At 40.0% G+C, this 24,371-nt stretch carries 21 protein-coding genes and 1 pseudogene; 13 read left to right on the forward strand and 9 right to left on the reverse strand.

Annotation, left to right across the window (positions count from 1 at the left end):
* The first annotated feature begins 2 nt into the window (after positions 1-2).
* The 5 genes and pseudogenes from Q7674_RS14585 to cobB all read left to right on the forward strand — a co-directional run bounded on the left by Q7674_RS14585 (position 3) and on the right by cobB (position 6,191).
* A pseudogene (locus Q7674_RS14585) lies at positions 3-2,861 on the forward strand (formate dehydrogenase subunit alpha).
* Positions 2,862-2,872: 11 nt separating this feature from the next.
* Complete coding sequence (gene fdh3B / locus Q7674_RS14590) at positions 2,873-3,490, forward strand: formate dehydrogenase FDH3 subunit beta (RefSeq protein ID WP_008987022.1); 618 nt, start codon at positions 2,873-2,875, stop codon at positions 3,488-3,490.
* A gap of 92 nt (positions 3,491-3,582) precedes the next feature.
* Positions 3,583-4,647, forward strand: a complete 1,065-nt coding sequence (locus Q7674_RS14595) for a formate dehydrogenase subunit gamma (RefSeq protein WP_045062892.1) — start codon at positions 3,583-3,585, stop codon at positions 4,645-4,647.
* Positions 4,648-4,824: 177 nt separating this feature from the next.
* Entirely contained in the window at positions 4,825-5,331 is a 507-nt protein-coding gene (locus Q7674_RS14600) for a prepilin-type N-terminal cleavage/methylation domain-containing protein (RefSeq protein WP_045062891.1), read from the forward strand.
* 143 nt (positions 5,332-5,474) lie between these two features.
* Positions 5,475-6,191 (forward strand): Sir2 family NAD+-dependent deacetylase, encoded by a 717-nt coding sequence (gene cobB, locus Q7674_RS14605; protein WP_045062890.1) that lies wholly within the window; start codon positions 5,475-5,477, stop codon positions 6,189-6,191.
* Between the two features lie 67 nt (positions 6,192-6,258).
* On the opposite strand, the gene Q7674_RS14610 is transcribed toward cobB, so the two are convergent.
* The 6 genes from Q7674_RS14610 to potA all read right to left on the reverse strand — a co-directional run bounded on the left by Q7674_RS14610 (position 6,259) and on the right by potA (position 12,227).
* Positions 6,259-6,708: a glycine zipper family protein gene (locus tag Q7674_RS14610; RefSeq protein ID WP_237156726.1), complete on the reverse strand. Its 450-nt coding sequence runs from the start codon at positions 6,706-6,708 to the stop codon at positions 6,259-6,261.
* Between the two features lie 187 nt (positions 6,709-6,895).
* On the reverse strand, positions 6,896-7,954 hold the full coding sequence (locus Q7674_RS14615) for an extracellular solute-binding protein (RefSeq protein WP_305422645.1): 1,059 nt from the start codon (positions 7,952-7,954) through the stop codon (positions 6,896-6,898).
* 317 nt (positions 7,955-8,271) lie between these two features.
* Positions 8,272-9,315: an extracellular solute-binding protein gene (locus tag Q7674_RS14620; protein WP_305422647.1), complete on the reverse strand. Its 1,044-nt coding sequence runs from the start codon at positions 9,313-9,315 to the stop codon at positions 8,272-8,274.
* A gap of 182 nt (positions 9,316-9,497) precedes the next feature.
* A complete protein-coding gene (gene potC, locus Q7674_RS14625; protein WP_008987029.1) occupies positions 9,498-10,268 on the reverse strand; it encodes a spermidine/putrescine ABC transporter permease PotC in 771 nt (256 codons plus the stop codon).
* Positions 10,268-11,125, reverse strand: coding sequence for a spermidine/putrescine ABC transporter permease PotB (gene potB, locus Q7674_RS14630; protein WP_305422649.1), 858 nt, complete (start codon positions 11,123-11,125; stop codon positions 10,268-10,270). Before potB ends, potC begins: the two co-directional genes overlap by 1 nt.
* On the reverse strand, positions 11,109-12,227 hold the full coding sequence (gene potA / locus Q7674_RS14635; RefSeq protein WP_045062884.1) for a spermidine/putrescine ABC transporter ATP-binding protein PotA: 1,119 nt from the start codon (positions 12,225-12,227) through the stop codon (positions 11,109-11,111). Before potA ends, potB begins: the two co-directional genes overlap by 17 nt.
* Before the next feature lie 446 nt (positions 12,228-12,673).
* Between potA and Q7674_RS14640 the strand changes: the two genes are divergently transcribed.
* The 3 genes from Q7674_RS14640 (at position 12,674) to pepT (ending at position 15,673) form a co-directional block, all read left to right on the forward strand.
* Complete coding sequence (locus tag Q7674_RS14640) at positions 12,674-13,498, forward strand: DUF2189 domain-containing protein (RefSeq protein ID WP_023932355.1); 825 nt, start codon at positions 12,674-12,676, stop codon at positions 13,496-13,498.
* Positions 13,499-13,666: 168 nt separating this feature from the next.
* Entirely contained in the window at positions 13,667-14,326 is a 660-nt protein-coding gene (locus Q7674_RS14645; RefSeq protein WP_045062882.1) for a DUF2987 domain-containing protein, read from the forward strand.
* A 117-nt stretch (positions 14,327-14,443) separates the two neighbouring features.
* Positions 14,444-15,673, forward strand: coding sequence for a peptidase T (gene pepT, locus Q7674_RS14650; RefSeq protein WP_045062880.1), 1,230 nt, complete (start codon positions 14,444-14,446; stop codon positions 15,671-15,673).
* Between the two features lie 58 nt (positions 15,674-15,731).
* On the opposite strand, the gene Q7674_RS14655 is transcribed toward pepT, so the two are convergent.
* Positions 15,732-15,977 carry a hypothetical protein gene (locus Q7674_RS14655; RefSeq protein ID WP_008987035.1) on the reverse strand — a complete coding sequence of 82 codons (246 nt, stop codon included), beginning with the start codon at positions 15,975-15,977 and terminating at the stop codon, positions 15,732-15,734.
* 253 nt (positions 15,978-16,230) lie between these two features.
* Here Q7674_RS14655 and Q7674_RS14660 point away from each other — a divergent pair, with 253 nt between their 5' ends.
* A complete protein-coding gene (locus Q7674_RS14660; RefSeq protein WP_045062879.1) occupies positions 16,231-16,830 on the forward strand; it encodes a sugar O-acetyltransferase in 600 nt (199 codons plus the stop codon).
* A 75-nt stretch (positions 16,831-16,905) separates the two neighbouring features.
* Positions 16,906-17,700, forward strand: a complete 795-nt coding sequence (locus Q7674_RS14665; protein ID WP_045062878.1) for a Cof-type HAD-IIB family hydrolase — start codon at positions 16,906-16,908, stop codon at positions 17,698-17,700.
* Between the two features lie 41 nt (positions 17,701-17,741).
* Here the strand turns inward: Q7674_RS14665 and Q7674_RS14670 are convergent, their stop codons facing one another.
* Positions 17,742-18,419 (reverse strand): flavin reductase family protein, encoded by a 678-nt coding sequence (locus Q7674_RS14670; protein ID WP_045062877.1) that lies wholly within the window; start codon positions 18,417-18,419, stop codon positions 17,742-17,744.
* 459 nt (positions 18,420-18,878) lie between these two features.
* Here Q7674_RS14670 and Q7674_RS14675 point away from each other — a divergent pair, with 459 nt between their 5' ends.
* A complete protein-coding gene (locus Q7674_RS14675; RefSeq protein WP_045062876.1) occupies positions 18,879-20,207 on the forward strand; it encodes a hypothetical protein in 1,329 nt (442 codons plus the stop codon).
* A 64-nt stretch (positions 20,208-20,271) separates the two neighbouring features.
* On the opposite strand, the gene Q7674_RS14680 is transcribed toward Q7674_RS14675, so the two are convergent.
* Positions 20,272-21,753, reverse strand: coding sequence for a carboxypeptidase M32 (locus tag Q7674_RS14680; protein WP_305422654.1), 1,482 nt, complete (start codon positions 21,751-21,753; stop codon positions 20,272-20,274).
* 354 nt (positions 21,754-22,107) lie between these two features.
* Here Q7674_RS14680 and Q7674_RS14685 point away from each other — a divergent pair, with 354 nt between their 5' ends.
* Positions 22,108-23,283 (forward strand): D-alanyl-D-alanine carboxypeptidase family protein, encoded by a 1,176-nt coding sequence (locus Q7674_RS14685; protein ID WP_008987040.1) that lies wholly within the window; start codon positions 22,108-22,110, stop codon positions 23,281-23,283.
* Between the two features lie 182 nt (positions 23,284-23,465).
* Positions 23,466-24,359 (forward strand): tRNA 2-thiocytidine(32) synthetase TtcA, encoded by an 894-nt coding sequence (gene ttcA / locus Q7674_RS14690; protein ID WP_045062873.1) that lies wholly within the window; start codon positions 23,466-23,468, stop codon positions 24,357-24,359.
* Positions 24,360-24,371: the final 12 nt, after the last annotated feature.

Below are 24,371 nucleotides of genomic sequence, written 5' to 3' on the forward strand. Positions count from 1 at the left end.
AAATGAAACTTACTAAACGTTCCGATAAAGTGAGCAAAGAAGAAAACCAACTAGGTATTTCTCGTCGTTCTTTTATTCGTAATACATCTTTAGCTGCTGCTGGTGGCGTTGCAGGTGCAAGCATGTTTGCACCAGGTATGATGAAGAAAGCGCAAGCTGCTTCTGAAGATGTGTATGACGCACCTAAAGTGGTTAAACGTACTATTTGTTCACACTGTTCAGTGGGTTGTGGTATTTACGCAGAAACGCAAGACGGTGTATGGACTCACCAGGAACCCGCTTTCGATCACCCTTTCAATGCTGGTGGACACTGTGCGAAAGGCGCAGCACTTCGTGAACATGGTCACGGTGCACGTCGCGTTAAATACCCAATGAAACTTGTTAACGGCAAGTGGAAGAAGCTGAGCTGGGAACAAGCTTTAGATGAAGTTAGCCAGCAAGTGCTTAAGATCCGTGAAGAGTCAGGCCCAGATTCTGTTTACTTCCTAGGTTCTGCAAAGCACAACAACGAACAGGCTTACATGTTCCGTAAAATGGTTTCAATGTGGGGCTCTAACAACGTTGACCACCAAGCGCGTATTTGTCACTCAACAACAGTGGCAGGTGTAGCGAACACTTGGGGTTACGGTGCAATGACTAACTCATTGAACGACATGCACAACTGTAAGTCGATGCTGTTCATTGGTTCAAACCCAGCAGAAGCTCACCCAGTAGCAATGCAGCACATCCTGATCGCGAAAGAAACGAACAGCTGTAAGATCGTTGTTGTTGACCCGCGTCGTACACGTACTGCTGCAAAAGCTGATCACTACGTTTCTCTACGTCCAGGTACTGACGTTGCTTTCGTTTGGGGTGTGCTATACCACATCTTCCAAAACGGTTGGGAAGATAAAGAATTCATCCGTCAACGTGTTTACGGTATGGACGAAGTTCGCTCAGAAGTTGCGAAGTGGAATCCAAAAGAAGTTGAGCGCGTTACTGGTGTGCCTGAAGAGCAGGTTTACCAAACAGCTAAAATGCTATCTGAAAACCGTCCAGGCTGTGTAGTTTGGTGTATGGGTGGTACTCAGCATACCACTGGTAACAACAACACACGTGCTTACTGTATCCTTGAACTTGCGCTTGGCAACATGGGTAAATCAGGCGGCGGTGCAAACATCTTCCGTGGTCACGATAACGTACAGGGTGCAACTGACTTTGGCGTACTTTCTGACAACCTACCAGGCTACTACGGTCTATCTGAAGGTGCTTGGAAACACTGGGCGCAAGTGTGGGATGTAGACTACTCATGGCTACAAGGTCGTTTCGACCAAAACACTTACAACGGTAAGAAGCCAATGAACAGTGCAGGTATTCCTGTATCTCGTTGGATCGACGGTGTTTTAGAAAACAAAGACAAGATTGAACAGCGCGATAATATCCGTGCAATGTTCTACTGGGGTCACGCTGTAAACTCACAGACTCGTGGTCCTGAAATGAAAACTGCAATGGAAAAACTGGATATGATGGTTATCGTTGACCCATACCCAGGTGTTGCTGCTGTAATGAATGGTCGTACAGACAATGTATACCTATTCCCAGCAACTACGCAGTTTGAAACATACGGTTCTGTAACTGCAACTAACCGTTCTATTCAATGGCGTGATCAAGTTATCGAGCCGCTATTTGAAGCAAAACCTGACCACGAAATCATGTACTTGCTATCTAAGCGTCTTGGTTTTGCTGATCAACTATTTAAGAACATTAAAGTTGAAAACAACCGTCCACACATTGAAGACATTACACGTGAATTCAACAAAGGTATGTGGACGATTGGTTACACAGGTCAAAGCCCTGAGCGTCTAAAAGAGCACCAACAAAACTGGCATACATTCAACCGTACTTCTCTTGAAGCGATTGGTGGCCCAGCGAACGGTGAAACTTACGGTCTACCTTGACCATGTTGGGGTACACCTGAGATGAAGCACCCAGGTACACACATTCTTTACGATACATCTAAGACTGTGGCACAGGGTGGTGGTAACTTCCGTGCACGTTTTGGTGTTGAACACAACGGTGTAAGCCTATTGGCTGACGATAGCTACTCACTAGGTTGTGAGCTAGAAGACGGTTACCCAGAGTTCACTTCTAAGATGCTTAAGCAACTTGGTTGGTGGGACGATCTAACAGCAGAAGAGAAAGTGGCTGCTGAAGGTAAGAACTGGAAAACTGACCTGTCTGGTGGTATCCAACGTGTGGCTATTAAGCACGGTTGTATCCCTTACGGTAACGCAAAAGCACGTACTGTGGTTTGGACTTTCCCAGATGCTGTACCTGTTCACCGTGAGCCACTATACACGCCACGTCGTGATCTACTTCCTGAGTACCAAACTTGGGATGATAAGGCGCACTTGTTCCGTCTACCAACTCTATACCGTTCAATCCAAGAGAAAGACGTATCGAAAGAATACCCAATTATTCTAACGTCTGGTCGTCTGGTTGAGTACGAGGGTGGTGGTGAAGAAACACGTTCAAACCCATGGCTTGCAGAGCTACAACAAGAAATGTTTGTAGAAATTAACCTGAAAGATGCGAACGATCGCGGCATTAAAGATGGCGAGATGGTTTGGGTTGAAGGTGCAGAAAAAGGCCGTATTAAAGTGAAAGCGATGGTAACTCCACGTGTTCGCGAAGGCTTAGCATTCTTGCCATTCCACTTCGGTGGTGAATTCGAAGGTGAAAGCCTACGTAGTCACTACCCAGAAGGTTGCGCTCCATACGTTTCTGGCGAAGCAGCAAACACTGCGACAACGTACGGTTACGATCCAGTGACCCAAATGCAAGAAACTAAAACAACTCTTTGTAACATTACTAAGGCTTAAGGAGCTGACCCATGGCACGTCTAAAATTTCTATGTGACACAAAACGTTGCATCGAGTGTAACGGCTGTGTGACAGCTTGTAAAAACGCAAACTCAGAAGCTGTTGGCTGGGGTATTCAACGTCGTCGCGTTGTTACTTTAAACGATGGTCTACCAGGTGAAACATCGATCTCAGTTGCTTGTATGCACTGTAGCGATGCGCCTTGTATGGCGGTTTGTCCTGCTGACTGTTTCAGCCACACAGAAGACGGCATTGTTCAACACAACAAAGATCTATGTATCGGTTGTGGTTACTGTCTGTTTGCTTGTCCGTTTGGTGCGCCTCAGTTCCCTAAACAGGAAGCGTTTGCAGAGCGTGGCAAAATGGACAAATGTACTTACTGTTCTGGCGGTCCTAACACTGAACCAGGTTCAGAAAAAGAGCGCGTACTTTACGGTGCAAACCGTATCGCAGAAGGTAAGTTACCTATGTGTGCATCTATGTGTTCTACCAAATCACTACTTGCAGGTGATGCTGAGAAGATTTCTGAAATCTTCAGTAAGCGTGTTGCTGCTCGTGGTGCAAAAGATGCAGGTTGGGCAAGTACTGAGGATCTAGCGTACGACGCAGCAAAAGTACGTAAAGCTTAATCGTCTACTCTTGGGCTCAAGCATGGTTTGAGCCCAATTTTAGATCTCGTAGTAACAACATATCTGCTCCATTGGGGCAGGCAGGAGCTTTAATGACTAAGCGAATTCAACGCTGGTTAACAGTCTTCGTTACCGCATTAATGATGGCTTTCTCTGTGCAAGTAATGGCAGCTGAAGCAACAGCGAATAACGAACAACTAGGCGAATCTGTGGTTAAGAAAGAAGTCATAGGTTTTGCTGGTGCGGATTATTGGCGCGCGGTCAAGGATGGTCAAAAAGGGTATACAACATCAGGTTGGCCTGAACACGATGTATTGATCAGTGTACCGGGTCAAACATGGTATATCCTAAAAGAAAAATGGATGTCACCACTTGGTGCAATGGCTATTTTCGGTAGCCTATTAATGGTTACATTTGCGTACTTTGTTGTTGGTCCTCTTAAATTAAGTAAGCCAAAAACAGGTCGTAAAATTCAGCGTTGGAGCCGTATGGATCGTGCTCTACACTGGAGTTTAGCATTCACATTCCTAACGTTAGGTTTTAGCGGTTTAACTCTTGTTTACGGTAAACATTTTATTAAGCCTATCGTACCTACAGAAGTGTGGGGCTGGATCATCTACATTGCTAAGCAGTACCATAACTACATGGGTCCATTGTTCGCAATCATTCTTCTTGCTGTTGTTGTTAAATGGTGGCGTAAGAGTATCTTCAATAAAGTGGATATTGATTGGTTCAAGAAAATGGGCGGCATGGTGGGTAAGCACAAAGGCTCACATCCTAAAGCCGGTTTCTCTAACGGTGGTGAAAAAGCACTATTCTGGCTATTGGCGTTCTTTGGTGTATTCATCGTGATCAGTGGCTTTGTACTGGATTTCCCTATTTTCGACCAAACACGTCGTCATATGGAACTATCTAACCTAGTACACATGATCTCTGCACTTATCCTGATCTGTGGTTTCATTTTCCACATCTACATCGGTCTATTCGGTATGGAAGCGGGTCTTGATGGCATGGTGACAGGTGAAGTTGATGAGACTTGGGCACGTGAACACCACAGTGAATGGTTTGAAGAAGTAAAAGATCTTCCTGAAAACCAACCGAGTTACCGAGAAGCACAACAGCATGAAGTGAAGAGTAAACCTTCGTCTAATACATAATCATAGTTAGTGATTTTTAAAACCGACATTCGTGTCGGTTTTTTTTATACCTAAAATTCGAGCTTAATGTTTCTTTGTTACTTACCGCTATTCATTTATCCTGTTAAGCTTTTGTACAATAAAGTAAAATACTACTGCTAATAATATCAATATTAAAACATTGAAAAGGATCAATTGATGAGGAATAAAGCAGGATTCACCCTGATTGAAGTTGTTATTGTTATTGTTATTGTCATTCTTGGCATCCTTGCTGTTACTGCGGCTCCCAAATTCCTCAATATTTCTTCAGATACGTATCGCGCCAAGCTACATGAGCTGAAAGGATCTATGACTGAAATATCACGAATTATCTATGGTAAAGCTGTAATGCAAGGCGACGAAAATGATATTACTGGCAGTAAAAAGATAGAGGGGATAGCTATCTGGAATGGTTACCCGAAAGGTAATTATGCTGGTATTGGTAAGACAATTGTTGATCTGAAAGAGAATTGGGCTGCTAATCAAGATACCTCGATATCAAATCAACCAGGGTATCGGACTTATGTCATGACATTTATGAAAAAAGTGCCGAAAGATGAGTCTGATAGTGTTGAAAAAATCAAAGCGACCAATTGTTATTTAAGTTACAAAGAAAATAACACTGGTGATGAGCCTATTGTTACAATTATTGATTCAGGTTGCTGACCTAACTGTGATACTGAAAAGTTTATTTACACGGTTTTGTAGGGTGAAATCACGCATAATTAAGAACCTAGATTGTTAGGGTTAAAATCTATGTATTTCAGTGCTATAAATGCATTATAAATACCGAAATAAAGGATGTTCATATGCTTTTCCCCTACAAAAATATCGTTGTACTTACGGGTGCAGGTATCTCGGCTGAATCGGGCATTCGAACTTTCCGTGCCGCTGATGGCTTATGGGAAGAACATCGTGTTGAAGATGTTGCAACACCAGAAGGCTATTTACGAGATCCTGAGCTCGTTCAACGTTTTTATAATGCTCGTCGAGCTCAGATTGAGAATGGCTCTGTAGCCCCAAATGCTGCTCATATTGCACTTGCTAAGCTTGAGCAAGAATTAGATGGTAACGTGACAATTGTTACTCAGAACATTGATAATTTACATGAGCGAGCAGGGAGTAAAAATGTCATTCACATGCATGGTGAGTTATTAAAAGCCCGCTGCTGTGAGTCAGGGCAAACAGTTGAGTGGCATGGGGATTTAAATACCAGTGATCATTGCCATTGTTGTCAAATTCCAGCGCCTATGCGACCTGATATTGTCTGGTTCGGCGAAATGCCAATCGGTATGGATAGAATCCACGATGCGATTGTACAGGCGGATTTGTTCATTTCTATTGGCACATCAGGCAATGTCTATCCAGCGGCTGGTTTTGTTCATGAAGCCGCCTTACAGGGCGCTCATACCATTGAATTAAATCTTGAACCTAGTAACGTTGAAAATGAATTTGAAGAAAAACGTTATGGTAAGGCTTCAGAGTTGGTTCCAGCGTATGTAGAAGAAATATTATCAGCACAATAAGAAAAGCCTCCTGTTCTGGAGGCATTTTTAATGTTAGTACGGAAAGGTGAGCATCTTTCTCGATTAATTAGGATATATCGTAAACGTGATAACCTTTTTGTAATAAGCATTGTCGAATTACGAGTGCTTTTTTGTGTTTCTCATCTTTTGCTGCTTGATTAGAGCCCGCTACGTACCCGCCAGCAGCACCAACTACAGCACCTAATGCAGTCACTGCTCCTGGATGCTTTATCGTATCGTAATTATCTGAATCATAAGCGCCTGCACCGAATGATGTTGCACCTGCTAGAGTGCCGATTAGTACATCTCTTTTTTGAGTTGCTGACGTCATTTCAGGTGTTTGAACGCTATCAGCAAAATGATTGCAGTAATTGTAATCTTTTTGATATTGAATGTTGTCTACGCCGTTCATATCGACAACAAGTTCTTTATCAACAGGGGTCATAGGGGCACTACAAGCAGAAAGGGTTGAAGCAAATAAAATAGGAAGAAGTACTTTGAATTTAGCTGACATCATAACCTTATAACTTACATCTAAAATGATTGTTATAGCTTATATAGAAATTCTGAATCAAAACTGTATGAGTAAATTGTCACAATTATTGAATGGTTATGTGATTTTTATTAGGTTATAGGTAACTATTTGACTCAAATAAAAAACCGAGCACTTGGCTCGGTTTTTTGTATTTAACTATGATTGGCTATTATTCGCCAGCTTTTAGTTTTTGGAAGTATTCTTCGTAAACTTCAGTCATAGGACCAACGCTGTTCTGCCATTCACCTGCATCCATTACAGATTGTGGTGGGTAGATGCTTGGATCGTTCACAAAGTCTGCTGGAAGTAGTTTCTTAGCAGCAGCAACTAGTGTTGGGTAACCAATTTGTAGTGCGATCTTAGCAGCGATGTCTGGACGAAGTAAGAAGTTGATCATCTTGTATGCATTATCAATGTTCTTCGCATTCTTAGGAATAGAGATGTTATCCATCCAGAAGATTGCGCCTTCTTTTGACCATACGATGTCGATTGGAGCGCCATCTTTACGTGCCATGTAAGCAGAACCATTCCAAAGCATACCTAGTGATGTTTCACCAGCCATGTACGGGTTAGCAGGGTAGTCTGAGTTAAATACTAATACGTTTGGCATTAGTTTCTTTAGCTCTTCGTATGCTGCTTTGATTTGCTTAGGATCTTCAGTGTTACCAGAGTAGCCAAGCTTACGTAGTGCAACGTGGAATACTTCACGTGCATCGTCCATCATCATTAGCTGACCTTGCCACTTAGGGTCCCATAGATCTGCCCAGCTAGTGATTTTAGATTTGTCGATCATATCAGTGTTAACACCGATACCTGTTGCGCCCCAGATGTAAGGAACAGAGTAATCGTTGTTTGGATCGAAAGGTTTGTTTAAGAAGTTAGGATCGATACCAGCGAAGTTAGGGATTTTCGACTTGTCGATTTTCTGAATCATACCTTCTTTACGCATCTTTGATACGTAGTAAGTAGAAGGAACGATAAGGTCGTAACCTTTATCGTAGGTCTTTAGCTTGGCGTACATAGTTTCATTCGACTCGTAAGTCGAGTAGATAACTTTAATGCCTGTTTCTTTTGTAAACTCTTCTAGTACATCTGCAGGGATATACTCAGACCAGTTGTAGAAGTACAGTTCATTAGATTTCGCGTTGTTGTCTGCAGCAGTTGCAACGTTTGAAAACATTGACATTGCGCATGCAGCACCAGCCATTAATAAAGACCATTTTTTCATTGTGTTAGCTCCTAACTAAACAGGATATCGAGAGTGTTCTCTAGCGGCTTTGACCGCCTCTCCTAATTGCTTTGTTTATGCGTTACGTTATTGTCGTAAAAGCAAAAACTGATGTTAACCGTAAAACAGAATGATTATAGCAGAGAAAATTCGCAGCCCATATCACAAAAATACAGAAAAAGAGCTGTAAAATTGCGCTATCGTATTGATTAATAACAAGTGTGATAAGTAAAAATCTAAAATTAACTACAAATTACGACTTTTGTTAATAAATACCGAATATAAAAAAAGCTGCCATTGGCAGCTTTTTGTTTTTCTTATTGATCCGCTTTTAATTCAAGGAAGTAATTCTCGTAGCGAACATTCATATCACCAACAGAGTCTTGCCACTCACCACGATCAAGATCTTCTTGTGGTGGGAATAGTGTAGGGTTGTCTTTGTACTTCGCGTTTGATTTCTCAACCGCGGTTAAGTAACCCGTTTGCTCTGAAATTTGTGCAGCGATATCTGGACGTAGTAGGAAGTCGATCATCTTGTGTGCCGCTTCTACGTTTTTCGCGTTCTTAGTAATAGCTAGGCTATCTACCCAGAAGATACCGCCTTCTTTTAGCCAAATTAGCTTAATTGGTAAGCCTTCTTTTTGTGCCGCTGCTGCAGAGCCGTTCCAAAGCATACCTAGACCCACTTCACCTGCAAGATAAGGCGCAGCAGGGTTGTCTGAGTTAAATACCAATACGTTTGGCATGAGTTTCTCAAGCTCTGCTTTTGCTTCGTCAATTTCTTTCGGGTTAGTTGTGTTACCAGAGTAACCTAACTTACGTAATGCAATGTGGAACACTTCACGAGTGTCGTCCATTAGCATTAGTTGACCTTTCAGCTCAGGGTTCCATAGATCTGCCCAGCTATCGAAATCTTCTGGGTCGTACATGTCTGTGTTAACAGCAAGGCCTGTCATCGCGATTACGTGTGGAAGAGAGTAATCGTTATTTGGATCAAATGGCTTGTCTAGGTAGTTCTTGTCTAGCTCTGTGAAGTTAGACAGCTTAGACTTATCAATCTTTTGTAACATGCCTTCGTTACGCATTTTCGCAACAAAGTATGTTGATGGCACAACCAGATCATAACCTTCTGGATGAGCACGAAGTTTTGCATACATGGTTTCATTCGACTCGTAAGTCGAGTAGATCACTTTAATACCTGTCTCTTTCGTGAATTGCTCACGAAGCTCTGTAGAGATATAAGGACCCCAGTTCATAAATACTAACTGTTTGTCTTTCTCGTCTTCAGCAGCGAAAGCGTTAATGCTTGCCGTTGCAGAAAGTAGAGCGGTACCGATAACAAGAGATGACCATTTTTTCATTCGTTTGTCTTCGTAGTAAGGTGCATTTAAAAGTGGGCGAAATTTAGAGCAAGTTAACCTTTTTGGATACTAAAAAAGTGTGTCAATTTGTAACGGCGTGGTTGTGGTAATCAGGTGAATTTTAAACAAAAAAATGGCTAACTGTTTCCAGTTAGCCATTTTTGTATTTTGAATGCGGATGTTTACTTTACTTTGTCTCGTGCCAGTAATTGCGAACAAATAACAAGCACAAGAGAAACACACAGCATGATTGTTGCTAGGGCATTCACTTCTGGTGAAATACCTACACGTACCATTGAGTAAATCTTCAATGGTAGGATTTCGTAAGTTGGGCCCGTTACAAACGAACTCACAATTACGTCATCTAGCGATAGGGTGAAGCTTAGTAGCCAACCCGCTGCAACAGCAGGCTTCGCTAACGGTAGGATGATCTGTTTTAAGATAACCCACTCACTTGCACCAAGGTCACGTGCTGCTTCTAGCATTTTCACATCAAAGCCTTTTAAACGGCTGTAAACTGTAACAACAACAAACGGTAGACAGAATGTGATGTGTGATAGGAGTAGCGTTAAGAAACCTAAGTTAGCACCCAATAGTAAGAACAGTGCAAGTAGCGAGATTGCCATTACGATGTCTGGTGACATCATAACGAGAAACAGCATACCAGATACGAACTTCTTACCTTTAAAGTTATAACGGAACAGGGCAACCGCCGTTAAGCTACCAATTAGGGCAGCAGCCGTTGCTGAGAACACAGCGATAGTGATCGAGTGTCCAGCCGCTTGCATTAAACTGTCGTTGTTAACCAGTTGCTCATACCACTTAGTAGTAAAGCCTTCCCACTTCATACCAAACTTGCTGGCATTGAATGAGTTAACAATCAGAATAATGATTGGGGTATATAGAAACGCATATACCACCGACATAAAACTAAATTTAAACAAGCGTCCCATTATTCAAGCTCCACTTTCTTGTTCAGTAACTTACCTGCACGGTAGTAGGCGTATAGCATAATTGCCATTGCCAAGGTGAGGGCAATACTTGTTGCAGAACCAAATGACCAATCGCGCGCGTTTAGAACCTGACTCTTAATTACGTTACCAATTAATAGGTTCTTCGCACCGCCAAGAAGGTCAGAAACGTAGAACATACCCAGTGCTGGTAACAGTACCAATAAACAGCCAGCGATAACGCCCGGCATGGTTAATGGGAAAATCACACGAATAAAGGTTTGTACCTTACTCGCACCTAAATCACGTGCTGCTTCGATGTAGTTATTATCAAGCTTCTCGATAGCGGAGTAGAGTGGTAGCACCATAAAAGGTAGCAAGATATACACTAAACCGATCATTACTGCGTACTCGGTGTACATGATTCGCAGTGGCTTATCGATAATATCAAGGTACATTAATGTGTTATTTAAAATACCACGAGTACCTAACATCAGTTTTAGGCCGTAAGTACGAATTAGAGAGTTAGTCCAAAACGGTACAATAACCAAAAACAGCATAAATGGACGCCATTTCTCTGGCATTTTTGCAATGGCATAAGCAAAAGGGTAACCAATCAATAAACACAGAATGGTTGCTGTGATTGCCATGTAAAAAGAGTGCCAAAGTACTTTTGCGTACAATGGATCAAACAGTCTTGTGTAGTTATCTAACGTAAAGACCATTTTGATCAAATTAGCATCGTCACGCGTTAGGAAACTGGTTCCGATAATCATTAAGTTGGGTACGAATACAAAAAGTAGTAACCAACTTACGACTAGCGCGATAATGAAATTCTGTAAATTAAATTTCTTGCTCATCAGCGAGTACCACTTCCCAACTTTCAACCCAAGTAATGGCTACTTTTTGATCAAGAGAGTGGTCTACATCAGGATCGTCTTCATTGAAGAATTCACTAACCATCACTGATTTACCAGACTCTAACTGCACAACAGAATCTAAAGTCATACCTTTATAAGTACGCTCACGAACGTAACCGACAATGCCCGTTGCTTCGTCACCGTTGTGGATCTCTTCAATGCGGATATCTTCAGGTCGAAGAAGAACTTTAACCTTATCACCCACATTTACGTCTAGATCACAGTGAATCAATGAGTGACGACTTTCAACATCAGCCATGATACGTTTAGCATCTAAACGCTCTTTAACAGTAGCATCGAAGACGTTAATTTCACCGATAAAGCGAGCAACGAATAGGTTAGTTGGTTCTTCGTAAATTTCACGAGGAGAGCCATCTTGTTCTACATTACCATCGCGCATAACAATGATACGGTCAGACATAGATAACGCTTCTTCCTGATCGTGAGTAACGAAAATGAAAGTGATACCCAGCTTACGTTGTAGTTGCTTTAACTCTAACTGCATTTGCTTACGTAATTTGTAATCAAGTGCAGACAGTGATTCATCAAGTAAAAGAACTTTTGGTTTGTTTACAACTGCACGAGCAATCGCAACACGTTGTTGCTGACCACCAGACAATTGATGAGGTTTACGAGGGGCAAACTTATCAAGTTGCACCATACGCAACGCTTCCATTACACGCGGCTCAATTTCACTCGCGGGAACTTTCTGCATGCGTAAACCAAACGCGACGTTCTCAAACACTGTCATATGTGGGAACAGTGCATAACTCTGAAACACCGTATTTACTAGGCGTTGTTCAGCTGGAATGTCAGTAACATCTTTGCCGTCAATTGTAATCTGCCCATTATCAGCAGTTTCAAAGCCAGCAATTAGACGAAGTACTGTGGTTTTACCACAGCCTGATGGACCTAAGATGGTCAAGAACTCACCATCATTTACGTTTAGGTCCAAACCTGAAATGATCTGCTTACCGTCGAAGCTTTTGCTAAGACCCTTCAGCTGAATGACAGGTTTCTGAGATGTTTTTTCAGCGTTCAATTCTACGTTATCTCCACCCTGGGATTGTTTTGTTAAATCCCAACATTTTGGCTTAAAAATAAAGGGCGCATGATAGACCTGTAGTCTTTCAATTTAAAGCGTTTTTTCACTGAAATTTATGAGAAAGTGTAATATTTCCCATCACAAACTTGTGAAAACCCTTATAGTACTTCACCCATTTTATATAAATGATTAATACTCTTTTACCGACATGTAGGTAATATAAAAATTCAAAAATACTTCCTCTCGGATAATAACCATTATTACATCTTAGTATGATTAAAACCGATTTTATGAAAAAGACGATTTCTTTATCAGCTTTTTGAATGAATCAGCATGAAAAACACACAAATTAAACATCCAAAACGATTTTTTACGTTTGAAATGTTTTTGTCTTATCGCCAGTAACGTACAATGCCGCCATTACATCAAGAATTGATATGAGTATGAAAGAGCCAGTTAACCGTAGTTTCCACATTGGTGGGTCAATTGAAAAAGCATTAAAAGGCGAGGTTGATTTACAGCCTGTCACTGTTTTACATGAAGCGTGGAAAATAACCGCAAAAAATATCTTCAGTTTTTTACCTGCGGTAATTTGCTTGTTTCTTGCTCAAGTTGCGCTGTTGCTTTTAGGTTTAGAAGTACAACTTGGTAGCCCAAGTGTATTCTTTGATGCATTCGTAACAGGGCAGGGTTTTACTGCTGAGATCTTAAAAGCGGGCTTTATGGCTAACTTTTGGTCAGATGTTTTAATTGCACCTTTGTATGCAGGTGTAAGCCTTATGGCACTTAATCATGCTGTCGGTCTGCCGAGTAAAGCGAGCCAAATTGTAAAAGGTTTCTCTTTTACCCTTGTGTCTCTTATTACCATGTTATTGCTTTCATCAATTCAAGGTTTAGGTAGTAGCTTATTCCCGTTGGTAGGGCTGTTCTTAACAATGGCATTAAGCATGGCAATTCTATTAGTGTGTGAAAAGCGAGTATCACCGCTAAAAGCCATCCAGTATTCTTTTATGGCGACCATTCGTAAAGTGCTTCCAATGACAGCCATTTACATTGTAATAATGCTGATGTTCTTTATCTCTATTGCAACAGCGGGTATTGGTCTGATTTGGACATTACCTTTCTTCTTTAATGTAAAGGGGATTATCTATCGCAATATGTTTGGTGTAACACTACAAGTAACATCTGTCGCTAAGAGTGATGGCGATGATCAGCAGCCACCGTCGGATAATCAACCGCCAGTTGATAAAGACGTGTTCAATGCGTAAATAATGATTTTAAAAGCTCCTGTTAAAGGAGCTTTTTTATTGCCTTAAATATGACTATTTACAAATCTAATGCACTATAACTTTATATTCTCAATAATAAATAACACACCGTAACTAAGAAATCTCGCAATAAGATAGCTTTAATGCTTTTATAGGAAATAAAAAAAGATGTTAAAAAAAGGACTTATTCTCGCAGTTAGCTGCTTATCGCTTTTAAGTAGTGTAAACGTGCAAGCACAAGACGTTAACATGCGTTACAGCGCGCTATATAGAAAGCTAAAGAATAACCTTAAAGAAGGGCATGACGATGTAAAGATCCGTCTATACCTTGTTGATAGAGCAGGACAAACCTGTCACGTTCATAAAGCATCAATGCGTAAAGATGAACATTATGAAGAGTTAACGATTCCTGCCGATTATGCATTGTCTATTCCGCTAGATTCCAATTTAAGACAAGCCAACCCTGATGTTACCTTTGTTATTGATGATGGTATTACCTGTGACGTTTCAATGCAGATTTTAGCTGAAAACTATCAGTCGAAAGTGTTAGAACAAGCATATATTGAAGCGATTGTTCCTCAGATGAACACCATGATGGCAGATTTGGGTGGCATGTTTAGTCAATGGTTTATGCCTAAAGCTGAAGGGGTAGTGATTACATTAAAAGATCGCACGTTTAATAAAACTCTTGCTTTAAAAACAGGTAAAAAACTCAACTTTAATTCTGGTGTTGCACGTGTTCATCTTAATGACTTGGCAGAGAATGAATCTATCAATCTAAGTAAAGAGATAGAGAAAATTTCTCCTTGGATCCTAACCAAATCATAAATTATCGATATGTAACTTAAAACTGATACATCGCAAAGTTACTCATCAGCTTATCCGTCATAATTGACTCATATTTAAATCTACGAATTTCCGTAATTGAGTAATGTAAGGTTAATGATGGATAAGTTACTTGAACGTTTTTTCCGATATGTGCAAATCGATACTCAATCTAATGGCAGTGTTGCAGCATGTCCGAGTACGGCAGGGCAGTTTAACCTTGCACAACAGCTAAAATCAGAAATGGAAGCGCTTGGTTTATCAGATATTTCCCTTGATGAACACTGCTACTTAATGGCGCGTCTTCCTGCAAACACATCTGCTGATATTCCTGCTATTGGCTTTATTGCGCACATGGATACAGCGCCTGACGCATTAGGCTTAAATGTTAAACCGCAAATTGTAGAAAACTACCAAGGTGGTGACATTGCATTAGGTATTGGTGATGAGGTTTTATCACCAATTCAATATCCAGACCTTAATACGTTACACGGTCACAACATCATTACTACTGATGGTACAACGCTACTGGGCGCAGACAACAAAGCAGGCGTTGCTGAAATCATGACAGCGATTGCCTACCTTGTCGCTCATCCTGAAATTAAACACGGTGATATTTGTATTGGTTTCACGCCTGATGAAGAGATTGGTCGTGGTGCTGATTTGTTTGATGTAGAAAAATTCAATGCACAATGGGCGTACACCATCGATGGTGGTCCTGTTGGCGAGTTAGAGTTTGAGAACTTTAACGCTACATCTGCAGATGTGATTTGCTACGGCACTAATGTTCATCCTGGTACAGCTAAAGGTAAGATGGTTAACGCCATGAATATCGCAGCTCAGTTCCAGTTAATGATGCCAAGTGATGAAACACCTGAAGCAACAGAAGGTTATGAAGGTTTCTACCATTTGAAATCAATGAAACCATCGGTTGCAAAAACAGAGTTAGGTTACATCATTCGTGACTTTAGCCGTGAAGGCCAAGAGCAACGAAAAGCATTCATGCAGCAAAAAGTGACTGAGCTAAATGCGCAGTTAGAAAAAGGGCGTGTTGAGCTTGTTCTAACAGACTCTTACTTCAATATGCGTGAAATGGTGGAGCCATATCCACACATTATTGAATTGGCAAAAGATGCCATGATTGATTGCGACGTGAAGCCTGAAATTAAGCCTATTCGTGGCGGTACAGATGGTGCTCGACTATCTTTCAAAGGCTTACCTTGCCCGAATATCTTCACTGGCGGCTATAATTTCCACGGTATTCATGAGTTTATTACGGTTGAAGGGATGGAAAAAGCAGTAGAAGTGATTGTAAAACTGGTTGAGAAAACCGCTGAAAAATACAGTTAAGTCAATCTTGATGGAATGAAAAAATCCCCTAGCATTTAAATGTGTTAGGGGATTTTTATTATGCGTGATCAGAGCCTTTCAGCAACTCATTCAACTTCTTAAGGATAGTATGAACAGCATGGCCTTTAGTGACCTCACCACCTTGTTCAACTTCAATTTCATGTTTGCCGTATAAGCCAGTTTCGTCTTCAGCGATATGTAGCCAATCTGGGTGCCAATAGAATGATTGACCACCATCGGTGATCCAATTGTGAACACCACAGTTCTCGCCACGGTAATTTAGATCTTTAGCTTGGTACGCCATACTTTATCCCTTTGGTTTTATAGTTAATTATGTTCGTACAATATAGAAATTGCCGATGATAAACCGTGATCTAAGTATAATATTGATGCTGAATGTAACTAATTATTAATATAAATAATGGGATTAGATTCTCACGTTTCATCCACAGTAAATGTAATTGTGATGGGCTTTTGAATCTCATTACAGCAGTCTTCCCAACCCAAATTGTCAGTATTAATCTAGCGCCATTATTAATGTCTTAATAAGGACAACGATGGACATCCTCGAACAAGTTCATAGTCAAAAAGTTTACTTTTGTACCGATGAAGCGTTAGCAAATGCACAAGTAGAATGTTTGGAAGTGCTGTATGACTTTAATCAAACTCGACCTTCTGAATATGATAAACGCCAATCTATCATGAAAGATTTGTTTGCCACTGTGGGGGAGAATTGCTACATCGAGCCACCGCTACGTGCCAATTGGGGAATCAATACTCATATAGGTAATAACGTTTACGCTAATTTTAATCTTACCTTGGTTGATGATACCCATATCTATATTGGTGACAGTGTCATGATCGGACCTAATGTCACTATTGCAACAGCAGGTCATCCTATCGACCCTGATCTTCGTCGCGATGTGGCCCAATTTAATATTCCAGTGACGATTGGAAATAATGTCTGGTTAGGTGCGCATGTGGTGGTTTTACCGGGCGTGACAATAGGTGAGAATACGGTGATTGGTGCGGGTAGTATTGTTACCAAAGATATTCCTGCCAATGTGGTTGCAGTCGGTAACCCTTGCCGAGTCTTAAGACCGATTACTGAACACGATAAAGAGTATTACTATAAGAACCGCCGGATTAATGAGTAATTATTTCTATTCATTTACAATGATTCTGCTCTAACAGGTAAAATAGTGTGATAAACACTCAGTGGTAAAGGTTATATGACAGCTTCAATTAAATTTATTGCAACAGACATGGATGGCACGCTGCTTTGTGAAAAAAAGCAATTACCATCGGATTTTTATGATGTATTCAACCAACTACAGCAAAAGAATGTGCTGTTTGCAGCAGCATCAGGGCGTCAATATCAAAGCCTTGTAAATACATTTGCTCCAATTAAAGATGAGATGATCTTTATTGCTGAGAACGGCACATTGGTAATGCATCAAGGAAAAGAGTTGTATAGTTCAACTATTCCAACCAATGAAATTCACGATATTCTTAAAGCTGTTAAGCAAGTGCAGGGCTGTGACATTGTGTTATGTGGTAAGAATGCTGCCCACACCGAAGCCACCAGCGAACAAGCCTTAGATGAAATTCGTAAGTATTACCATAATCTTAAGTTAGTTGAGGATTTACTGGCTGTTGATGATGAGTTTATTAAAGTCGCGGTTTTAAATTTCAATGGTACAGAAGAGCATGTTTATCCAGTGCTATCACCGCAGTTTGGTGACACACATCAAGTGGTCGTAAGTGCGAAGATTTGGCTTGATTTAATGGATAAGAATGCTTCAAAAGGCGCAGCGATAAAGCATCTTCAACAAGTGTTTGATTTCACGTTTGAACAAAGCATGAGTTTTGGTGATTTCTTCAATGATATCGAAATGCTACGTGAAACCTACCATAGCTACGCCATGGCAAATGCCCATCCAGAAATCAAGAAACTCGCACGTTTTGAAGCGCCAAGTAATAACGAACAGGGTGTAATGACAGTTATTAAAAATAGCGTGTTGTAATAGAATGCTAGCCTCAATGTAATAAAACATTGAGGCTTATTTTAATTTTCTATAAAGAATGCTTTGCCATCCATATTTAACGGCACAATGGATTTGTCGGGTTTCGCATAACTCAAACGTCCTAAACTTTGCGTAACATGATAGTTATCAAGCCCTGATATGGTCATTAAATCTAACCCTTCAATATTTATATGGCCGTCCGCCTTTATTGATGATTGTGGTAAGTATAATTTCTGTACTTCACCAACGACCATGTGTGTATCGTTAGACTTTATATCAATCACTTCTAATAGCCGTAACCCAATTTTTATCGGACTTTCCAAAACAAATGGGGCTCTACAACTACTATCGTAAAATGGCGTAAGGCCAACTTCATTAAATTCGGAAATGTTTTGTGGGTAACGAGCTGAGGTTTGATGTGCTTGTTGGTAAAACTCTTCACAAACAGCATTAATTGTAAATTCTTCAGTTTGCTGGATATTAGTGTAAGTATGTCTCTCGACTTTTGCAGGACGCATGATAAAGCCCAGCAACGCAGGGGATGAACCAAGATGAATGACGGAACTGACGATCGCTAAATTTTCATTACCATCATTATCAACCGTTCCAATCAAATTGGCACTTTTAAAGCCTGATAAGCAGTTCATGAGTTGCACACGATAACGTTTTTCCATGTCTTCAATATCGTGTTTGGTAAATTCAATATTATCATTATCCATGATTTGTTAACGCCTCCAGTAAACAGACACAAGAGGAATACGTCGGTTAAACTAAATTAGATCACGAATAACATAATGAATTGAAATGAAAAAGCCATAACCCTTAAATGGAAAGAGACTATGGCTGATAAGTTTTTTAAACCTGCATTTAGTATGTATATGTATTAAATAAATATTAATCTTAATACTGTTGTGAAGCGTGTCGAAATTAGAGCATATAGAAAGGATATTATGTTTCAATTATCAATGGTTATTTTTACTTATAAGTTTAATTTTTAATAATATCGGATCATAACATTTAATTTTAATTCTATTATATATGGAATATTAAGAGTTATCACCTAGCTACCTATAGTCTCTCGATATTTGAACATAGAAAATCAAACACCTAACATGCTGTCGATCTATTAAATGCAACGTCAGGAATGGATTAATAATAATTTCAAATAGGATAAAGTAATGACAAAGACTAAAGTATATTTGGCTATGGCAGCAGCATTAACATTAACGGCTTGTGGCGGTGGTAGTAGTAGTGAAGAAGCATCGCCAACTCAAACTGTAACAACGGAAAATGACGTTACAACAAAAGAATATAAAGCGATTGATGGTTATTTAGTTAATGCTGATATTTATGTTGACCGTAATAAAAATAAAATTGCTGACGAAGATGAAAAGCTTGATCAAGTAACAGGTGAAGAAGGTCAGTTTTCTCTTGATGAAGCTGACACTCAATATCCTGTAATTATCAAAGCTGTTGCGGGTCGAACATCAGACACTGATAATGAAGGTGCAATTAAAAAAGACTTTACTTTTGTTGCCGACGCGGGTGTTGAGGTTATCTCACCATTCTCAACAACGGCATACAATACGGATAAAACTCTTGAAGAGTTAGCTACTGAATTAAATTTACCTCTTGAAGTACTATCAAGCGATTACGTTGCGAAAAAAAATTCAGAAGAAACAGAAAGTGATGCTAAAAAGATACATGCTCTTGCTAGAACTTTAACAAAGTCAATTATAAATAAAACGGATAGTGAGAAGCTTGTAGATATTGCAAAAACCACGTTAGAAGACATTAATGAGTATATCAATAACGCTGAAGATCTAGATAAGTTTGAAGTTATCGATACATTAAAAGATCGCCTCACTTCAGAAACATTTACTGTTATTCATACCAATGAGTTACAGTTTAAAGAAGAAGGCGTTTTTACTGATGTGACTTTTAATGATACTGAAGTTTCAGTTGTAAATAACGGTAAAGAAGAATCACATACTATCAAATATAATGATGATAGCTTCCAGGTTGCTAATGATTCATTAGATTATATTGTGCATTTCAGCTCTGATTGGATGTTAATAAAAACAACTCAAAACGAATTGTCTTTATTTATTGAAAAAGACAGTACCGAGAAGTTAAATGAATATGTAGCTCTTACTGAAAGTGATTTTTCAGGAAAAACACTCTATCACTTTTGGGATGATTCAACGACAGGTACTCCTGATCCAGATTTTGTAACATTGAAATACTCATCTGAAGGTAATGAAGTGACTATTTTAGAAGGTGGAGAAGAGAGTAAATTTTCTTGGAAAATTGATAGCGATGGTAATCTAGTTATTGAAGGTGCGGCTGATGGTTCAGATATCATTATGTCAAAAACCGCAGCATCTGATTTAGATGACGAATTTTTGATTTTTAATTACGGAACGTCAAAAAACATTCAAATTCCATACTTTGCTACAGAGAATAAAACACTAGCTGACAATATCTTTAAGCAGTGGAATAAGTAATTTTATTAACTGTACTAAAAAGAAGGAGAGCAGGCATTAACGCCTGCTCTTTTTTGTTATCGTACTATAAATAACGACTATTTAAATGCGCTTGGAAGTATTTAGGATTTAACGTTTCACCTGTCGCTTGTTTGACTAGCTCATCAGTTGAAAGCGTGCATCCTTTAGACCAAACATTAGCTTCAAGCCATGCAAATACAGGGGATAAATCACCTGATGTAATAGCAGATTTCACATCTACAGTTTGCTTCATCGCAGCCATAAATTGTGCGGCATACATTGCACCTAATGTGTATGAAGGGAAGTAACCAAAACTACCATCAGTCCAGTGAATATCTTGCATACAGCCATCTTTGAAGTTGCCTTTGGTATCAATACCTAAGTAGGCTTGCATTTTCTCATCCCAAATCACTGGAATATCTGTAACTTCAATTTTACGTTCAATAAGATCACGTTCAATTTCATAACGTAAAATCACATGAGCAGGGTAAGTGACTTCATCAGCATCGACACGAATGTAACCTGGCTTAACACGAGTATTAATTGCATTGATATTTTCTGCTGTTAAAGCTGTATCTGATCCACGACCAAAAGTCTGTTGTGCCAATGGTGCTAGTTGCTGAGCGAAATCCACATTACGCGATAGCTGCATTTCAAAAAATAGCGATTGGCTTTCATGTATCCCCATCGAACGTGCTTGACCAACAGGAAGATCACGCCATTGTTTTGGTAGACCTTGTTCATAACGTGCATGGCCTGTTTCATGGATCACGCCCATTAGTGCTGAAGTAAAATCCGCTTCATCATAACGTGTAGTGATACGTACATCAGTCGGTACACCGCCACAGAATGGGTGAGTACTGATATCTAATCGGCCATGATCAAAATCGAAGTTAAGTAACTTCATCACATTAAGGCTTAATGCTTTTTGTTGCTCAATGGGGAAAGTGCTTGTTAATGGCTCTATACTTTCTGCTTGTTGTTTATTTTGAACATCTTGGATTAACTGAGGTAGCCACGTTTTTACATCAGCAAAAATACGATCTAGCACTTCGGTTGTCATACCCGGTTCGTAAAGATCAAGTAGGGCATCATAAAGGCTAAGCCCTGTTGCTTTGGAACGAATTGCAGCTTCTTGACGAGCTAATTCAACAACAGGTTCAAGGTTCTTTTTAAATCCTTCCCAATCATTTGCAGGGCGTTGAGTACGCCAAGCATGTTCACATTGCGAGCCTAGTAATGATTTTTGCTCCACCAGCTCTGCAAGCAAAATGTTATGCATCATCCATTGGCGCTTTAAAGCAGCAAGGCTAACACGTTGTTCATCAGTTAGGTTTTCTTTCTCTGCACTTGCAAACCATTCTTCTAGGTAAGGGGCAGTAGAAAGTTCATGAGAAATAACGGCTAATTCTGCCATAGCTTCTGAACGTGCTTCAGCACCGCCACTTGGCATCATAGCAGCTTGATCCCAACCACAAATGGCGCTTAAGTGATCTAAGCGAGATAACTTACGAGCATGCTGTTCTAGTTTTTTGTAATAGCTCATTATTTGTCCTGATATTTCAAATGAAAAAATAAATTTACCTTATGTGCTTACTATTGGATAGCACGTTAAAAAAATAAAGCTTCATTTCCATGTTCAAAAAATCATAACAACGTGAGCAAGCGACAAAAAACGTGATAGATGCAAGATTAAACATTTATATTTAGCACGATTAAAGTTATAAATGTGAAGACTAAAACGAAATCGTAAGACTGTGTTACAAAAGCAAGTATTTCACATTCATAACGTTATAATGGACATCAATCTATATACCTATTTGGTTTAAGCTGTCATCGTATTTTATTGCGAATAGTTATCTAGATTGTTTTATCGTATTTTTAAGGGACTTTGCCTCAAATGAAAAAGACCTCGCCGCTTTTCTCTCTCGTTGGTGTTACTGCGCTTTGTACTGTGTCGTTTTCAGCACTAGCAGCACCATCTGTCATTCCTGACGCACCTACACTGAGTGCGAAAGGTTATGTTTTAATGGATTACAATACTGGACAGGTATTAGTTGAAAAGAACGCTAACGAAAAATTAAATCCAGCTAGTTTAACGAAGCTAATGACGAGCTACGTTGCTGGTCAAGAAATGAAACAAGGCAACATCAGTAAAGACGATGTTGTGGTGATCAGTCGTAATGCTTGGGCGCGTAATTTCCCTGATTCTTCAAAGATGTTTATTGAAGTGGGTAGCGAAGTGCCACTGATGGATCTATTCCGTGGTTTGATTATTCAATCAGGTAACGATGCAAGTGTTGCTATTGCTGAACACGTTGCAGGTTCTGAGCAAGCGTTCGTTGGCTTAATGAACTCATGGGCGAAGAAGTTAGGGATGAATTCATCTCACTTTGCTAACCCACATGGTTTGGATCATGGTGATCTTTACACCACGCCATACGACATTGCGTTATTAGGCCAAGCGTTAATCCGTGATTTACCTAATATTTACCCGTTGTACAGCGAAAAATCATTCACTTATAACAACATTACCCAACGTAACCGTAACGGTTTACTACATGACAAGAGCATGAATGTCGATGGTATGAAAACTGGTTACACCAGTGGCGCAGGCTACAGCTTAACGAGCTCTGCTACTGAAGGCGACATGCGTTTAATCGCAGTAGTGATGGGTACCAAGAGTACTAAGATCCGCGAAAGTGAAAGTAAGGCACTGTTAAACTATGGTTTCCGTTTCTTTGAGACAGTTGTTCCTCATAAAGCTGGCGACAAGATCATTTCTGAGCGTGTATGGTTCGGTAATAAAGAGAACGTAGAGTTAGGTGTTGATAAGTCAAGCTACGTTACGCTGTCACGCAATGATACTAAAAAACTTACAGCAAGTGTGGAGCTTAATGGTGAGTTAGATGCCCCAATCGCTAAAGGCGAAGAAGTGGGTAAGGTACTTTACTTGGTTGATGGTAAAGAAGTGGGGTCTCAACCACTTGTTGCACTGGATGCAGTGGAAGAAGGTAGTATCTTTAGCCGCTTAGTTGATCATGTGAAGAAGTTCTTTGCGGGTTTATTTAGCTAATCGCACAACACTTTTCAAAATGAGCTCGGTTTAGGCCGAGCTTTTTTGTATCTATTTTCTGGTTATTGTTTTAACCGTAGTTAACTATTTCCTGTTTGGTCGAAAATCCGTATAATTCACGCCCTATAAATTCTTATCCAGCAATTCTACTGTCGGTGTTACCGATGGTGAGAGAAGTAGTAATGAATCAGACAGATAATCGTAAAGAAGTACTTGAATTTAATAAGCTGCAAAAACGTCTACGTCGTAATGTCGGCAACGCTATTATTGACTACAACATGATTGAAGAAAATGATGTTGTTATGGCATGTATCAGTGGCGGTAAAGATTCATTTGCGATGCTGGATATTTTGCTAAATCTACAAAAAGCAGCACCAATTAAGTTTGATGTTGTGGCTGTAAACCTTGATCAGAAGCAACCTGGTTTCCCTGAGCATATTCTTCCAGAGTACTTTGCTAGCCTTAACATTCCTTACTACATCGTAGATAAAGATACTTATTCAGTAGTGAAAGAGAAGATCGAAGAGGGTAAAACAACCTGTGGTCTTTGTTCTCGTTTACGTCGTGGCACACTGTACTCATTTGCAGAGAAAATTGGTGCAACAAAAATTGCATTAGGTCACCACCTAGATGACATCGTAGAAACATTGTTCCTAAACATGTTCCATGGTTCTCGTTTAAAGGCAATGCCACCAAAGCTACGCTCTGATGATGGTCGTAACGTGGTTATTCGCCCGTTAGCGTACTGTCGTGAAAAAGATCTGATCAAATACGCAGAGCACAAAGAATTCCCGATCATTCCTTGTAACCTATGTGGTTCACAAGAAAATCTTCAGCGTCAAAGCATTAAAGCAATGTTGATTGATTGGGATAAGAAAACGCCGGGGCGTGTTGATGCAATCTTCAAATCAATCCAGAACATCAGCCCAAGCCAGCTAGCAGATAAGAACCTGTTTGATTTTGTTAACTTGCCATTAGATCGTGAAGGTGAGAAGGCTGAATATGCCTTTAACGAAGCGACAGTTTCTTCAACAAATATAGATGAGTCGATGTTCATTGACGTTACTAACATTTAAACGTAGATAAAA

This window comes from Photobacterium leiognathi, assembly GCF_030685535.1.
GTDB classification, from domain to species: Bacteria; Pseudomonadota; Gammaproteobacteria; order Enterobacterales; family Vibrionaceae; genus Photobacterium; species Photobacterium leiognathi.

What these genes read in the sequence shown, in the direction of transcription:
- fdh3B (WP_008987022.1), top strand. Translation starts at nt 2,873, where the DNA reads ATGGCACGTCTAAAATTTCTATGTGACACAAAACGTTGCATCGAGTGT.
- Q7674_RS14595 (WP_045062892.1), top strand. Translation starts at nt 3,583, where the DNA reads ATGACTAAGCGAATTCAACGCTGGTTAACAGTCTTCGTTACCGCATTA.
- Q7674_RS14600 (WP_045062891.1), top strand. Translation starts at nt 4,825, where the DNA reads ATGAGGAATAAAGCAGGATTCACCCTGATTGAAGTTGTTATTGTTATT.
- cobB (WP_045062890.1), top strand. Translation starts at nt 5,475, where the DNA reads ATGCTTTTCCCCTACAAAAATATCGTTGTACTTACGGGTGCAGGTATC.
- Q7674_RS14610 (WP_237156726.1), bottom strand. Translation starts at nt 6,708, where the DNA reads ATGATGTCAGCTAAATTCAAAGTACTTCTTCCTATTTTATTTGCTTCA.
- Q7674_RS14615 (WP_305422645.1), bottom strand. Translation starts at nt 7,954, where the DNA reads ATGAAAAAATGGTCTTTATTAATGGCTGGTGCTGCATGCGCAATGTCA.
- Q7674_RS14620 (WP_305422647.1), bottom strand. Translation starts at nt 9,315, where the DNA reads ATGAAAAAATGGTCATCTCTTGTTATCGGTACCGCTCTACTTTCTGCA.
- potC (WP_008987029.1), bottom strand. Translation starts at nt 10,268, where the DNA reads ATGGGACGCTTGTTTAAATTTAGTTTTATGTCGGTGGTATATGCGTTT.
- potB (WP_305422649.1), bottom strand. Translation starts at nt 11,125, where the DNA reads ATGAGCAAGAAATTTAATTTACAGAATTTCATTATCGCGCTAGTCGTA.
- Q7674_RS14640 (WP_023932355.1), top strand. Translation starts at nt 12,674, where the DNA reads ATGAAAGAGCCAGTTAACCGTAGTTTCCACATTGGTGGGTCAATTGAA.
- Q7674_RS14645 (WP_045062882.1), top strand. Translation starts at nt 13,667, where the DNA reads ATGTTAAAAAAAGGACTTATTCTCGCAGTTAGCTGCTTATCGCTTTTA.
- pepT (WP_045062880.1), top strand. Translation starts at nt 14,444, where the DNA reads ATGGATAAGTTACTTGAACGTTTTTTCCGATATGTGCAAATCGATACT.
- Q7674_RS14655 (WP_008987035.1), bottom strand. Translation starts at nt 15,977, where the DNA reads ATGGCGTACCAAGCTAAAGATCTAAATTACCGTGGCGAGAACTGTGGT.
- Q7674_RS14660 (WP_045062879.1), top strand. Translation starts at nt 16,231, where the DNA reads ATGGACATCCTCGAACAAGTTCATAGTCAAAAAGTTTACTTTTGTACC.
- Q7674_RS14665 (WP_045062878.1), top strand. Translation starts at nt 16,906, where the DNA reads ATGACAGCTTCAATTAAATTTATTGCAACAGACATGGATGGCACGCTG.
- Q7674_RS14670 (WP_045062877.1), bottom strand. Translation starts at nt 18,419, where the DNA reads ATGGATAATGATAATATTGAATTTACCAAACACGATATTGAAGACATG.
- Q7674_RS14675 (WP_045062876.1), top strand. Translation starts at nt 18,879, where the DNA reads ATGACAAAGACTAAAGTATATTTGGCTATGGCAGCAGCATTAACATTA.
- Q7674_RS14680 (WP_305422654.1), bottom strand. Translation starts at nt 21,753, where the DNA reads ATGAGCTATTACAAAAAACTAGAACAGCATGCTCGTAAGTTATCTCGC.
- Q7674_RS14685 (WP_008987040.1), top strand. Translation starts at nt 22,108, where the DNA reads ATGAAAAAGACCTCGCCGCTTTTCTCTCTCGTTGGTGTTACTGCGCTT.
- ttcA (WP_045062873.1), top strand. Translation starts at nt 23,466, where the DNA reads ATGAATCAGACAGATAATCGTAAAGAAGTACTTGAATTTAATAAGCTG.